The 13,622-nt window shown below is 45.7% G+C and carries 13 protein-coding genes; 2 read left to right on the plus strand and 11 right to left on the minus strand.

The window, feature by feature from the left end; all coding sequences use genetic code 11:
• Positions 1–46 precede the first annotated feature (46 nt).
• The 7 genes from KNP94_RS11505 to KNP94_RS11535 form a co-directional block, all read right to left on the minus strand.
• A complete protein-coding gene (locus KNP94_RS11505) occupies positions 47–1,357 on the minus strand; it encodes an ABC transporter substrate-binding protein (protein ID WP_088836195.1) in 1,311 nt (436 codons plus the stop codon).
• Positions 1,358–1,386: 29 nt separating this feature from the next.
• Entirely contained in the window at positions 1,387–1,869 is a 483-nt protein-coding gene (locus tag KNP94_RS11510) for a hypothetical protein (protein WP_029332520.1), read from the minus strand.
• 568 nt (positions 1,870–2,437) lie between these two features.
• Positions 2,438–3,598, minus strand: a complete 1,161-nt coding sequence (locus tag KNP94_RS11515) for an ROK family transcriptional regulator (protein WP_214767239.1) — start codon at positions 3,596–3,598, stop codon at positions 2,438–2,440.
• Between the two features lie 106 nt (positions 3,599–3,704).
• On the minus strand, positions 3,705–4,409 hold the full coding sequence (locus tag KNP94_RS11520; protein WP_214767241.1) for a hypothetical protein: 705 nt from the start codon (positions 4,407–4,409) through the stop codon (positions 3,705–3,707).
• A gap of 354 nt (positions 4,410–4,763) precedes the next feature.
• Positions 4,764–5,615 carry an MBL fold metallo-hydrolase gene (locus tag KNP94_RS11525; protein ID WP_214803380.1) on the minus strand — a complete coding sequence of 284 codons (852 nt, stop codon included), beginning with the start codon at positions 5,613–5,615 and terminating at the stop codon, positions 4,764–4,766.
• Between the two features lie 74 nt (positions 5,616–5,689).
• Positions 5,690–8,359: an MMPL family transporter gene (locus tag KNP94_RS11530; RefSeq protein WP_215115680.1), complete on the minus strand. Its 2,670-nt coding sequence runs from the start codon at positions 8,357–8,359 to the stop codon at positions 5,690–5,692.
• A 39-nt stretch (positions 8,360–8,398) separates the two neighbouring features.
• Complete coding sequence (locus tag KNP94_RS11535) at positions 8,399–8,842, minus strand: MarR family winged helix-turn-helix transcriptional regulator (protein ID WP_029332515.1); 444 nt, start codon at positions 8,840–8,842, stop codon at positions 8,399–8,401.
• A 150-nt stretch (positions 8,843–8,992) separates the two neighbouring features.
• On the opposite strand from KNP94_RS11535, the gene KNP94_RS11540 reads away from it, so the two are divergent.
• On the plus strand, positions 8,993–9,187 hold the full coding sequence (locus tag KNP94_RS11540) for a hypothetical protein (protein WP_088836190.1): 195 nt from the start codon (positions 8,993–8,995) through the stop codon (positions 9,185–9,187).
• A gap of 62 nt (positions 9,188–9,249) precedes the next feature.
• On the opposite strand, the gene KNP94_RS11545 is transcribed toward KNP94_RS11540, so the two are convergent.
• The 3 genes from KNP94_RS11545 to KNP94_RS11555 form a co-directional block, all read right to left on the minus strand.
• A complete protein-coding gene (locus KNP94_RS11545) occupies positions 9,250–9,699 on the minus strand; it encodes a universal stress protein (protein WP_088838409.1) in 450 nt (149 codons plus the stop codon).
• Positions 9,700–9,735: 36 nt separating this feature from the next.
• Complete coding sequence (locus tag KNP94_RS11550; RefSeq protein WP_214767247.1) at positions 9,736–10,185, minus strand: YflT domain-containing protein; 450 nt, start codon at positions 10,183–10,185, stop codon at positions 9,736–9,738.
• A gap of 81 nt (positions 10,186–10,266) precedes the next feature.
• Positions 10,267–10,995, minus strand: coding sequence for a hypothetical protein (locus tag KNP94_RS11555; RefSeq protein ID WP_214770427.1), 729 nt, complete (start codon positions 10,993–10,995; stop codon positions 10,267–10,269).
• A 114-nt stretch (positions 10,996–11,109) separates the two neighbouring features.
• On the opposite strand from KNP94_RS11555, the gene KNP94_RS11560 reads away from it, so the two are divergent.
• Positions 11,110–11,742 carry a FusB/FusC family EF-G-binding protein gene (locus KNP94_RS11560; protein WP_214803519.1) on the plus strand — a complete coding sequence of 211 codons (633 nt, stop codon included), beginning with the start codon at positions 11,110–11,112 and terminating at the stop codon, positions 11,740–11,742.
• 41 nt (positions 11,743–11,783) lie between these two features.
• On the opposite strand, the gene KNP94_RS11565 is transcribed toward KNP94_RS11560, so the two are convergent.
• Positions 11,784–13,310, minus strand: a complete 1,527-nt coding sequence (locus KNP94_RS11565) for a diguanylate cyclase domain-containing protein (protein ID WP_353048588.1) — start codon at positions 13,308–13,310, stop codon at positions 11,784–11,786.
• Between the last annotated feature and the right edge of the window lie 312 nt (positions 13,311–13,622).

Consider the following 13,622-nt stretch of genomic DNA (forward strand, 5'->3'; position numbering starts at 1 on the left):
AAATCAGGAAGTGATACGCCAGGCGCATCACTTCGCTGTCTACTGCTTATTTCGCCGATTTATCCGCTGTATCTTGAACACGTTGAAGTGCTTCTTTCGGATCTTGACCTGTTGCGATATTTTGAAGTTCCTTCCCGAGGATATCGTTCAATTTCGTATCCCGGATTCCACGGCTCGCGACTGCGTCCGCAAGCGTATCGTTTAACATTTTGTATGATTCTTTTTCGCCTTCCGATGTGAAAGCGGAATCAGAGTCGATTGTGACATCTTTAATTCCTGGTGCCATCTCGAACTCACCCATGTATACTTCTTGTCCTTCACCTTGACTCATGAAGGCGATGAACTCTGCTGCACCTTCTTGTTGTTTCGATTCTTTATTGACACCAAGCGCCATATCGATTGAAGCGATGATTGGTTGTTCTGTTCCGCCTACGAGGTTAGGAAGTGGTGCAAATCCAAGCTCATCGTCAATTTTCCATTTGTCTTTTTTCTCAGCCGTCGTCATCGAGTGTGCTTCCCATGAACCGATGACCCACATCGCAGCTTTTTTATCGAAGAACTGGTTCATCCCGTCATTGTAAGTCGCAAGACCCAGCGCTCCTTCTTGGAAGACTTTATCTTCGAAGAGGTCTTGCCATACTTGTGCTGTTTTGACCATTTCGTCATCTGTCCATTTTGCTTCACCCGACAAGACTTTTTGAATGTAACCCGGCGCGACTTGGTGACTGAGGACATTGTAGACATCGATGTCGATCCAAGCATCTTTTGCTCCGAGCATCAATGGAATGACTTTATCGCCAGACGCTTTGATTTTTTTGACGGCATCAACCGTTTCTTTATAGTTCTTAGGTGGCGTGACACCGTATTTATCAAGCATCGTCTTGTTGTACATCAAGTATGCTTGTCCTGTGAAACCGATTGGGACTGCGTATTGTGTACCATCAAGTGTCGTCTGTTCAATCCCGAGCTCGACGAATTTATCTTTCCATCCATCTCCGGCTGCTTTATCCATATATGAATCGACCGGTACGACACGATCTTTATACTGCTGAATCATCGGTTCTTTTAAGCCAATGATGTCTGGGCCTTTACCTGACAACATTGCGACTTGAAGTTGCTTTTCATAGTCTTCACTGTACCGTTTGAATTCGACTGAATACTTGTCTTGCGATTTGTTGAACGCATCGACAACGGCTTTCCCAGCTTCAGGTTGTGGTGCCCAGCCCCACCAGGTAATGATTGTTTTACCGTCTTTTGTTGTCGTCTGTTGCTCATCTTCGCCACCACAAGCTGCGAGTAGTGCTGATAATGTAAGAACCGATGCTGCCGCTAAAATCTTCGATTTTTTAAATTTCATCTGATTGATCCCCTTTTTATGTGTAAGTATCATGCGTATTTTTGACCGTGTTGACCTTCCAGTTTCGCTTGTTTGCACCAGTCTTCCATCACCGTTTGGTCGATCGGCATTCCCTGTAGCCGAATCAACACGCGGGCAATCAAACGTAACCGATAATCCAATGTGTCGACTTCGCGAGCGACAAATAAGTAAAACTCTCCGCCAAGTGTTAAGCAGCCTGCCGTCCGCATTTGTTGCATCAATGCGCGTAATTCGATGTATCCGCTCTCATTTTTTCGAACATGCAGTTCTGAGGAACGGATTGTCAATACTCCTTGCACGGATGACATCCGGAATTGAAAAACTCCATCTTGTCGCGGACGGACGAGCACGATGTCTTGGTCCGGTGACCGTTCATCCCCTAGTTGTTGTTCAGTCATCCGCTGCGTTTGACGATCATAGTAAAAGCCGCGGATGGCCCCGTAACGCCCAAAAGCTTCACGATAGGAAACCCACGGATCTTTTGTTTCCATCGGCGCGTTGCCTCCTTCTTTCCGTTTCAGCTCGACTGGTCTTCGCCAGTCCGCATCCACCTCCACCGTTCACATGAACTTAGTAAATTAAATTTATTATCTATCTTTAAAAAGACTATAGCATATGACTTTTATATTTGTAAACGTTTTCATAAATTATTTTTTTGGGTTATCTCGAGATTGCTTGAAGTCCTGATAACTGAGGGCGTGACAAAGCGTCTTTTTCGTTGCTTTCCTCGGGCGAGGCGCAAGCCGTTGCTCCTTGGTCCTAACGGACACGAGCAGGGTCTTGCCTGCCTCTGAAAGTGCGTTAAACACGCACTTTTTCCCGTAGGAGTCAACGAAACGTGACGCTTTTTAAGTAATACCGTGAGAGAAATCCAGGCATGCAGACGATTTGGAGCGCAATCCGTCTTGAATCGCTTTAGACCAATTGCCGCTTTGAAGATGAAGCGAGAAAGGGAAGCGCGAACTGATTGCTTCTCGTTATCGCATTTTCACTCTTCATAAGAGTTTGCCTACAGTCAAAAAAACTACTTCCGTCATATCGATGGAAGTAGTTTATACTTTAAATCGTTTGAAAGACACTATTTGTCGCTAAGGCAGCTGCACTAAGTGCCCCTTGTTTTTCACTCCACGGCACCATCTTCACGTCCGTCTGTCGCGAGGCTGTTGTCAGCGCCGTATGCGCGACCCGTTCTTTAATCTGCTCGACGATGCCCGGTGCGCGTTCAAACATCGGGCCGCCTAGTAAAATCCGTTTCGGGTTCAACAAGTGAATCGTATTCAATACACCAATCCCGATATACTCTCCTGCTCGATGATAGGCGCGCGCCGCTTGTTCGTCTCCTGCCACTAAACGACTCCGCAGTTCCAGTAAGGTTTTTACTTGCGGATCAATGACTTCAAAATCGCGCAACAGTGACTTTTCGCCTGCCAATGCCTCGAGGCAACCACGATTGCCACAAGAACAGATGGGTCCATCTAAATCAAGTCGCATATGTCCGACTTCACCCGTGATGTGGTTTTCCCCATCAATCAACTTTCCATCCAGTACATAGGCGCCTCCAATCCCTTCGCCTGCATAAAGGTAAAAGAATTGATCGACCCCAACCCCCTCGCCAAATAACAATTCGAAGGAAGCGAGCGCACGCACGTCATTCTCGATGAAAACTGGATAGGCAAATCGTTCCTCTAAATGTTTTTTTAGTGCGACATCATGAAGGTGGAACCGAGGGGCAAATAGGATGACACCTGTTTCCGGATTAACCATCCCGTGGACAGAAATCCCGATGCCATGAATCGTCCCGACACCGTTTGTCGCTTCAATCAATTCTTCACACAGTTGACTGACGGCATCAATCATATCGTCACTCGTATCAAAGTGTCCGATTGATTCGACTTCATGAATCGTATTTCCACTCAAGTCGGCGATGACACCGATGAAACGATGACTCGTCGCATCGATTCCGATGACATATTGTTCCGTCGCAACCAATTCAAGCATGATTGGTTTGCGTCCCCCATTCGAAACTCCGAGTTCCCGCTCCGTCACGAGACCATCGGCAATCAACTCACTGACGATGTTCGAGACCGTCGGCTTCGTCAAATTTGTCCGCTGGGCAAGTTCGACCCTCGAAATTGGCTGATGCATTCGAATCAGGCGTAACACAAGTGCCCGATTGTAGGAGCGCATCCATTTTGAATTACGTGGTGTCTCTTTAGTCATGCTTCCCCTCATCCCCTCTAACCTTCTCCTTCCTATCTTCGCACATTTTGTAAGGGATTTCACTGTCTCCTTTTTAACTCATTTTGAAAGAGAAAGAGGCGAGGTTTCACGCTTCATCATACGGCTGCTCGATGACGAGGATTCGGCTACCGTCTGGCTTTTCCGTCAACTCCATTTCAATAATGGCCTGCCCGACTAGCAACACAGCCGGCAATTCTGGGTCCGTCTTCCGAAAAAAGCTGACATGACCTTGATAAACGTCCATATAATCAGCGAATAAAAACGTTCCATTGACATGGATTTCGTCTTGCTTCGGGTTGAATTCAAGTCGCGGGACCCCGAACCATGCTTCTCCGTTCAAATACAACAATGGTTTGTTTCCAATTCCTTCATTGGTGGCTCGGCGCACTTCAATCGCTCCTTTCGTCTCATAATAAAGGCGGTCATCCCCTCGTGTCGCAATGACAATCGGATTGTCTTGATACAGGACGATTTCAAGAATTTCATCCGCCTGTTCGACATAATAACCCGAGTCATCAGCTGTCGCAAAACTAATCGTGTACAGTTGAATCCAGGCGACGACATCTGTTACTTCGACCGGCTTCAAAAATAACGCGGAGACAAGATACGTCCGCTCCGGCATCACGATTAAGTTGACACAGATATCTGCCAATTGAATCGTTCGTACTTGTGTTGAAGGATACATTTCTTCGTAATCTTTCATAAAAATCACTTCATAATAATGCGTCGTCTCCCGGAGCTCTCTCCCAGGTAAACGACGATCAAAGTCGGCAATCTGGATGCGTTTCATGTTGTGCCTCCTCTGCAAAAACCTGTAAGTGTCTCATGCTGATTATTACCCAAAATTTGGTCTCTTTGCACTCCCCTAAAAATCAAAAAATCACCTCCCGATTTTTTCAGGAAGGTGACGCGTCAGATTGTTTTCATTGGAGATACAAGTCGTAGAGAACATAGAGCACTAGCGCAATCACAAAGACGAAAAAGAATTTTCCCGTACCAAAAAAAACACGGTCGCTTGTTTCGTTCCGATTATTTTTATCCGGATACATTATACAACTCCCTTTCTCATCTATCCAATTTTTCTCATATTGAATAGTTTCGCCTTTTGCGGCATCAATTCCTTCCGAACTGACGATTGATTTCTTTAAGATTTCATCCCGTTCGCAAAAAAGACGAGCGTTTCTTCTTCGTCCGTCGTTAACACACGGTCGACCGTTTCTTTGTATAATCGATGCATCTCTGAAATCTTCCCACCTGCTCGCTCCGTCACATCCATCGCCTGACGTAACATCACGACTTCTTGTTCGAACGCTTCGCGGGGCATTGCCTCACCGTGCGACCAAACGTAATACGCCGCATCATACTCCGCGATTGCATCAAGTAACAACGTCATTCGCTCGACCGTATAGTTCCATTTCGCCGAAAAGATATCAGCATACATCGCGTCCCCTAAAAATAAGACACGTTCTTCCGGTATGTAAACAAGCAGACTCCCGGGTGAATGGTCATTTTCGACTTCGCGCAGAATACAATGCACATTCCCTAAGTCGACGACAAGTTCTCCCTCGAATTGAATATTTGGCAATTGTACTGCTATATCACGTGTCGGACCAAACTCGAGCTTGATGGCATCGGCACAAAACGGTATCTCGATTCCCTGCTCGATTCGCGCTTCGAGTGATTCATCTGTCCAGTCATAATCTAGCATCTGTTCAATTCGCGCTACCGTCCGCTTCGTTGCCATCGCCGGAAGGTTCATTTCCTTTAGTCCGAAAATATGATCCCAGTGCCAATGCGTCAATGCCAGTAAATCAGGTTTTTTCAAGCCCTGTCGCTCCACTTCTTCTAAAAACAGTGCCGCATGCCGGCTCGAGTTTCCTGCGTCAATCATCAGACTGCGTTTTGCTCCGACGATCAGCCCTAAAATCGGTCGATCCGTTTCACTGACCGGCGTTTGATACCATACACGATCCGTCAATTGGTTAAATTGTTGCATCTTCATCGCCTCCTGCTTGTAGTATAACGAAAAAGCCCATCCGGATGACGCCCGGATGGACCAGTTCAATGCCTTTACTTCTTATTTTCTTTTTGACGGAAAGGCCACCAGACACCTGAACCGAACGAAACCGTAATCGCCGGGATCAAGAGCGGTAAGACAATCAATCCATACAAGAGAAGACCCGTGATGACAATCGTCGCGATTTGAACGAGACTGAGGACACCGGATGGCATCATCGCACCGAACGTACCGGCGAGGATGATCGCTGCCGTAATGATGACCGAGCCCATTTTTTTCATCGAGATGTACATCGCTTCTTTCGTCTCAAGTCCGTTGATCGTTTCTTCGCGGAAGCGATCAAGGAGGAAGATTGAATAGTCGATGCCAAGTGCGACAAGCATGACAAAGCCAAAGAATGGAACCGCCCAACTGATTCCGTCATACCCCAGTCCGTTGACGAAGATCAACTCTGCGATTGAGACCGACGTATAGTACGTCAGTAACAATGAACCAATCATGAACAGCGGCATGATGAACGAACGGAACATGATTGCGAGGACGATGAACAGACTCACGATCATAATCGCGACCGTCCGCGAAAAGTCCGCTTTTGACGTATCGTTTAAGTCACTATTGATGCTTGAAATACCACCGTAAGCAACTTTTGCCTCTTCGAGTGGCGTATCTTTTAACGTACTCGCAGTCGTTTTTTTAATCGCCGCGACTGTTTCGATCGCTTTTGGCGAATAGGGATCGTCGTTTAAGATGACTTCAAACTTCAATCCTGTTTCGTCATCAATTGCATATCGTTCGATGACCGGTTCAAACTCTTTATTCGTTAACGTCTCTTTCGGAATAAACATTCCGGTCCCGCGAATCGTTTTCGAATCGCCCATCTCAGTCAGAATATCCGCTACATCCGTTAAACCGTCTTCGATTTTTTGAAGACCCTCATTTGCCGAACCGACACCGTCCGCAAGTTGCGTCAAGCCACCACCGAGCTGTCCAGCTTGTGCACCTTGTTGTTCAATTCCTGTCGCCGCTTGCGCAATGCCGGTTTCAATTTGCGTCAATTGTTCCGATAAAGCGGACAACGTCCCGACCGCTTGCGGTATGTTTTGTGTCGTTTGCAGTCCTTGACCGACAGCGCCGAGCTGTTGATTGATTTGACCGAGACCATCTGCTGCCTGTTGCAATTGTGTTGCCCCAGCCGTCGCTTCGTCTCCAGCCGGAAGCTGTCCACTAATCGATTGAAGGTTTTTTTCGACTTCCTCTAAACCTTGACCGACTTCACCAAGACCCGTATTGGCATCTTTGACCCCATCTGCAATTTGCGCGAGTTGGCGGTCGACGTATAAATCGGGGATGACCTCACCCGTTGGTCTTGAAATCGACCGAACGGATTTGACACCATCCAATTTGACGAGCTCGCGACTTAACTGCTCCGCATAAGGAAGTGTTTCTTCTGTCACGATGTCTTTATCGTCCTTTAAGATGACGTTGACGGGGAGCGATTCTCCCGCACCAAATCCGTCTGAAATCGCATTTAACCCTTTGACGGTTTCGTATTTTTCTCCAATCTCATCGACTGTATTGAATGAAAGATCGTCATCATACGTAAAGAGCGTCGGGACTGTAATGACGGCGACGATTGCCATCGCGAGCAATGGACGGCGAATCGATAATCCGCCGTAACGTGACCATAACTTACTATCACGGTGACTCGCTGCACTTTTCGACGGCCAGAATAATTTTTCTTTTAACGTCGCCATGAAGAATGGGACGAGTGTAAACAGGACGAGCAGTAAGACGGCAATCCCGACCGCTACTGCAACCGATGATTTAAAGATCGGGAAATCTGCGAATCCGATTGCCGAGAAACCGACGAGAACGGCAATCCCACTAATCAGCAATGTCCGACCCGCTGTTTTATACGTGTTGACGATTGCCGTTTCGACGTCATGTCCAGCTGTCAGTTCTTCCTTGTAGCGGCTTAACAGTAAGATACAGTAATCTGTCCCAATCCCGAATAAGATCGCGACGAGGAAGATTTGTGTGAAGTTCGAGACCGGGAAACCGAACCAATCAACAAAAAACGCCACAAATGATTGGCTCATCAGGTAGGTTACGCCGACTGCAAGCAGTGGAACGAACGGTGTGACGATCGAACGGAAGACGATAAGCAATAAACCAAAAATCAAACCGACAGTAATTAACTCCGTCCGTTTCAGTCCTTCTTGCGAACTTTTGTTGACGTCTGCATTAATCAGCGATTCACCTGTCAGATAAATCGTCCGGTCGTTCGGAAGGACATCCGCCCGGATTTTTTCCGCGAGCGCTGTAATTTCTTCTTGTGACCCGTCCACTGTAATTGGAACGAGCACCGTTTTTTTATCTTTTGAGACAAGTTGTCCTTCCGTTTCCTCACTTTCAAACGGATTAAGGACACCGGTCACAGGTTTGTCGAGTTTTTCTAAATCCGTCACGATTTGACCGATGTCAGTGCGGTCAGACGCTGAGATCTTGTCCTTTAACGGGATGACGAGCGAAATGGTTTCTTCACTTGCACCAGCTGCCTGTAAAATATCTGCTGCGCGCTGCGAATCTGCATCACTTGCGAGCTGAATCGCTCCAGCATCCTCTGCTTGTTTCGATAAGTTCGGTGCCGCTAAAAATAGACCGACTGTCGCAATCAATAAGACGATTACGATCGGCCAGCGCCACTTGATGATTTGTCGCATGCCTTCTCCACCTCTTCTAGTTCTATTTTTCTCTGCTGCTTAATCTTCAATCTTTAAAATCGATTTAACCTTTTTAAACGTTTCGATAAACTGTTGAATTTCATCGTCCTCGACCTTACCGTCAATCAATTGTTCCAAATAGAGATAGATTGCCTGGTTCGATTCCTCGACGACATCGTGTCCTGCTTGCGTCAAAATGATTTGTTTCGTCCGATGATCATCTTCCGCCCGTTCGACTTCCACGAGTCCTTTTTCATTTAACTTTTTCAGACGGTTTGAAATCGCGCTTTTATGGACACCTTGCATGACGGCGATTCGTCCCGAAGCAATCGGTCCGTATTTACCGACGATTTTCAATAAATGAAGTTGCTCTGGAGAATACAAACGCCACACGGGAGATTCAACGGACTTTAATACGCGTTCCGTCCCATGAATCATGACTTCCTCAAACAGAAGGACGGCTTCCCGAAGATTGTCTTTCATTTTAGTTTACCTCCTAAACTGTTAGTGTTAGTTTAGCCCCTCAACTAGCTGACGTCAACTTCAAACTGTCACAATTAGGCAGACAGACCCGAGCAATGTTCGATATGATAAAAGAGAGCTTGATGTTTGCTAGATAAAGGAGGAAGAACGATGACCCTTTTATTTTGGATCGCCCTTGTGATTTGTATCATTGGACTTATTTTTACACTCATGGTCGGACGTAGCCGTAATGAAGAAAGCTACAGTAACAAAACAACTGCTAAAAACATGGTTTGGATGTACTTGATTTTACTACCGGTCATCTTAATCGTACTTGGTGTATTTTATTACCTGCTGACAAAGTAAACTAAAAAAAGATAAGCGGTCCCTTAAGCTACTACCGTTAAGAGACTGCTTATCTTTTTTGATTAATTTAACGTTTTTGGACGGACGATATAAATGTCGCATTTCGCATAACGGGCAATGTTTTCGGATACACTCCCAATCATAATCCGTTCCATTGCGTTCATGCCGACAGCCCCACAGACAATCAGTCCTGCCCCGACACGCGGTGCAATGACTTTCGGGATCAACGTCTTAGGTGACCCTGTCTCGATGACGAGCTCGACTGCATCCAACCCGGCTTGATGTGCCTGTTTTTCGTATCGTTCAAGTAATTCTTGTGCATACTCTGTCACGTTTTGGTCAATGAAGCGTTGGTTGGCACGGACATTCGCGAATGTCTGAATGTCGATGACATGTGTGATGACGAGCTTTGCATGATCAATTTTTGCAAACTGGACCGCTTTATCGAATGCCAAGTCTGCTGTCTTTGATCCGTCTACTGCGACCAGAATTGTATGGTAGTGGCTGTCCATCATGATTCACCCTCTCCACTCAAACAAAGGCAACACTCATAATTTATCGTTGTTTTCGTTCTCCAATGCTCTGTTTTCATGATCGAGTTTCCGTTCTGCTTCGATGCCTTCCGGCTCCGTCTCAAGAATACTTTTAGGTGACGGTGTCGGTCGCTCCGCACCTTCTCGATCCGCGAACAAGACGTAAGCACCATGCCGGACACCGACGACATGACGTTCGATTTCCTCGTCCGCTAGACCAAGCGACGTAAATGCCGTTCGGATTTCATCTTCTGTCGCCGGCTTTCCAGTAAAACGCTCGAACAATGTCCGTTTACCCGTGACGAGTTGTGCTGCTGACTGTCCCCGCAACATCGCCATATCGGTTTTATCCTGTAAGACGACGTATAAATCTTCCTCAAGATACCCTTTAAAATGTAAATCTTCAATATCCCGAATCAATTCGGTTTCATTTTCATACGTTCCGATAAATTGTTTTTTCCCCATTTGACTGTGTCCCCCTTTTTAACTTCTATAAGGGATATACCCGAAAAAACGAAAAGCAATGATTCAAACTGTCGGTTTGTTTCAAGAAACTGGTGTTTTTTGTTCTGAAAAAACCTTTTGTCGTCTCCGAAAGACCACTACTGTGACGATTGCGACTGCCACCGTCGCAATAACGGTAATCCATTCCTGTGTTAAAGTGAGACGATCGTTAAAGAACAGCCCACTATAAAACCAAATCATCACTACACCAAACACCCAATCCGAATGGAACCAGCTGAATACTAGTACACCACCGGCAAAAACAATCAGCATGATACTCGTCCAAAGCGAGACACTTAAACCAAACAGTTCCTCAAACCGGAAATCACGTAAAATCCGAAACGGTAAAATTAAGATTTGGACGCTCGACCAGGCTAGAAAGACGGAAAAAGGCGAGCGCATCCAAGGTGAACGGTTCGGATGCTGTTGAATTTTTGAATAGATGAGACAAAGACTTATGAAAGACACTGTCATCAACACGAGTTCCCACGGCGGACCTACAATCGAACTTACTCCGAGTCCAATCATCGTCAAACTGAACCATCCACTTATATCAAGTATCAACGTTCGATCTGCCGGATAAGATCGGACTGGACGGATGCACCAAATCAGGAGTGTCGTATACAGAACACCGACGACAGCATCAACGAATGGTGCCGGCATGATTGCTAACGGTAACTCGGTCGTCATCTTATACCACACGACACGGGCAAATAAAACGAATAAAAACGATAAAAAATTGAGTAAACGAAGTCCCGTCAGTGTCAACATCTCGCGTCCACCTCCTTACCTAGTCTTTTCCCGACGCGACATGCTCGAAAACAAAAAAACTGTCTTCAAGAAACGGATTCAGGTACGATGGAAAGATAAAGGAGCGTTGATCATATGCAACCATTCATCAAGCCCCACCAATATAATTTCATCCGGAATCAAATTGAGTTATTACTTCAACAATTAACGACCGTGAATGACCCCGATGTCCGTGATGCCGTTTTATACAGCGCGACGACAAAAATTTTCGACATCATTCCCATTCTGTCCCCGGAACAAGAGGAACTTTTGATGACGATCCGGAATCAAGCTTCAGAGCAACAGCTGTTCACGTATCTCGATCAAATCCAACCGTTCGTCGAACCATTTCCGACGATCACCCCCGCTGAAATCCAGGCACTTTTTCCAAAGGTAAAAAAACTCCATCTTCCTCCACTCGATACGATTGATTTTTTAATGACGACGTATTTGAGTTGGAATGATACGAGCAACAAAAAGAAATTTTTTGTTTATCCGCTCGACGGGACGTGGATCGGACTCGAGAGCACCTATTTACCAAACATTCAGCACGGAATTTGCAGCCTCTGTAAAACAAACAATGAGGTCGCGCTCGTCTCGGTTCGAACAAATAAATCAGCTGATCACTATCGTGCTGTCGGGAACTACTTATGCATCGATAGCGACCAGTGTAACGCTTCCATCACAGCGATTTCTGATCTTGAAAAATTTTTAACAAATGCTAAATAACAGCAAAAGCGAAGCACCCTGTTTTCGGGAGGCTTCGCTTTTTAATCAGCTTGTAAATAGAATTGATTTTTCCCGCGCCGTTTCGCTTCATACATCGCAATATCCGCTTGTTCAATCAACGTCGTCCGTGACGTCGCATGTGTCGGATAGATTGCGCACCCGATGCTCGCTGTCATGCAGACCGGTGTGTCTTGAAGAATAAAGGGGCGTTCAAACAATTGTACGAGTAATTGTCCACACTCCTCAATCACGTTCGTTTCTTTCACGTCAAATAAAAGGACAACGAATTCATCACCGCCTTGACGGGAAATGACAGTGTTGTGTGGTAATTTTTTCTCAAGACGGCTGGCAATATCGATGATGAGTTGATCGCCGATTTGGTGACCATAGGTGTCATTGATTTGTTTGAAGTGATCCACATCAATAAAATACAGAGCGGCTAACCGTTCGTGTATTTCAGCGCGACGCAGCTCTTCTTTAAAGAGACGGGCAAACAAATACCGGTTCGGCAAATTCGTCAATGCATCGTGATAAGCCATGTGCTCCATTTCTTCGAGCGCTCGCTCCAAGTCCGCCGTCCGCTGGTCGACTTTCGCCTCCAAGTTTTCCCGAAGCCGTTGATTGTCCATGACAATACGAATTTGTCGCGAAATCAACAACGGTGTCGCAATCATCAGCCCGATGGTCAACCCGTTAAAGGTGACGGCTTGGCGCGCCATTGTGATAAATAAAATCAACAAGAAAATATAAGGCGTCACTAAGCGTACCCAATCCAGCACGCGACGATTTAACATGAAATCGACAGACCGCTCATCTGCATTAAATAAAATCGCGGCTCCCCCTACTGTCAACGTCGTCGCGAGCCAAACTGGATCGAGCCACATGGCGGACACCGGGAAGTCCGCCCGATACAACACGACGTACAGAAGGTCGGCTAATAGTTGTAAGTGAAAACCTAATAAGACGAGCAACAACGATCTACTGTTGCCTCGTTTCATCACGCCAAAGAATAAGATGATCATTCCTCCAAGGAGTAACAAATCACCTAGCGGATAGCGAATCAACAGCAAGGTTTCTAAGTCAAATCCGGTCGCATTTTTTAAATAGGGTGTAATCATATAGTGCCAAGATATCGATCCTGCAACGATCAGAATAATTAATTCATCGAATAAGAAAAATCGCAGATTGATTTGAGTACGGCGATTGAATAAAAAATAACAAAACGCAATCAAATAAAAGATAATCTGCAAGCTGAAGACAAAGTCAATCCAGTCGAATGGTCCAAAGCGTTCAGCCCGCTGAATTTGCAAAACCAATTGACCTACTTCACCTGCAATCAAAGCGATATTTCCTAAGAGCAACAGGAAAAAAAGTCGTTGCGTAAAGGGACGAGTGGGATGTTTATAAATCGCCAGTAGGAGCATTGCAGAAGATAAAACAGCACCACCCGTCGTAAATAGACTATTACCGATTCGTGCGAGATCGGAGGACGTTCCTACAATGCCTAACCAGCTAAAATGACTCAAAATCCAAGCAATTATCAAAATATAAATTAATTTTTGTCTCACTTCGTCCTCCTCCCTTCAAATAGTTCTAATGTCCTATCATCTATCGGTCAAAACAATATATTTTTAACCTTCTTTTCTTATTATATTCAAAAAGTTTTTTATTTTCCTCTATTCCGCCTATCGAAGTATTTGGTTTGGTCGACCCTAAAAAATGCTTGCTCGAATGAACGAGCAAGCATTTTAAACTGTAGACAAAGTGCTATCGAGAGACGAAGCATCTTTTTTCGTTGCTTTCCTCGGGCGAGGCGCAAGCCGTTGCTCCTTAGTCCTCACGGACAACGAGCAGGGTCTTGGCTGCCTCTGAAAGTGCGT

Origin of the sequence: Exiguobacterium sp. s80 (genome assembly GCF_018618725.1) — a bacterium.
Lineage (GTDB): Bacteria > Bacillota > Bacilli > Exiguobacteriales > Exiguobacteriaceae > Exiguobacterium_A > Exiguobacterium_A oxidotolerans.

What these genes read in the sequence shown, in the direction of transcription:
- KNP94_RS11525 (WP_214803380.1), bottom strand. Translation starts at nt 5,615, where the DNA reads ATGCAACAATTTAACCAATTGACGGATCGTGTATGGTATCAAACGCCG.
- KNP94_RS11535 (WP_029332515.1), bottom strand. Translation starts at nt 8,842, where the DNA reads ATGAAAGACAATCTTCGGGAAGCCGTCCTTCTGTTTGAGGAAGTCATG.
- KNP94_RS11555 (WP_214770427.1), bottom strand. Translation starts at nt 10,995, where the DNA reads ATGTTGACACTGACGGGACTTCGTTTACTCAATTTTTTATCGTTTTTA.
- KNP94_RS11560 (WP_214803519.1), top strand. Translation starts at nt 11,110, where the DNA reads ATGCAACCATTCATCAAGCCCCACCAATATAATTTCATCCGGAATCAA.
- KNP94_RS11540 (WP_088836190.1), top strand. Translation starts at nt 8,993, where the DNA reads ATGACCCTTTTATTTTGGATCGCCCTTGTGATTTGTATCATTGGACTT.
- KNP94_RS11510 (WP_029332520.1), bottom strand. Translation starts at nt 1,869, where the DNA reads ATGGAAACAAAAGATCCGTGGGTTTCCTATCGTGAAGCTTTTGGGCGT.
- KNP94_RS11520 (WP_214767241.1), bottom strand. Translation starts at nt 4,409, where the DNA reads ATGAAACGCATCCAGATTGCCGACTTTGATCGTCGTTTACCTGGGAGA.
- KNP94_RS11545 (WP_088838409.1), bottom strand. Translation starts at nt 9,699, where the DNA reads ATGGACAGCCACTACCATACAATTCTGGTCGCAGTAGACGGATCAAAG.
- KNP94_RS11550 (WP_214767247.1), bottom strand. Translation starts at nt 10,185, where the DNA reads ATGGGGAAAAAACAATTTATCGGAACGTATGAAAATGAAACCGAATTG.
- KNP94_RS11505 (WP_088836195.1), bottom strand. Translation starts at nt 1,357, where the DNA reads ATGAAATTTAAAAAATCGAAGATTTTAGCGGCAGCATCGGTTCTTACA.
- KNP94_RS11530 (WP_215115680.1), bottom strand. Translation starts at nt 8,359, where the DNA reads ATGCGACAAATCATCAAGTGGCGCTGGCCGATCGTAATCGTCTTATTG.
- KNP94_RS11515 (WP_214767239.1), bottom strand. Translation starts at nt 3,598, where the DNA reads ATGACTAAAGAGACACCACGTAATTCAAAATGGATGCGCTCCTACAAT.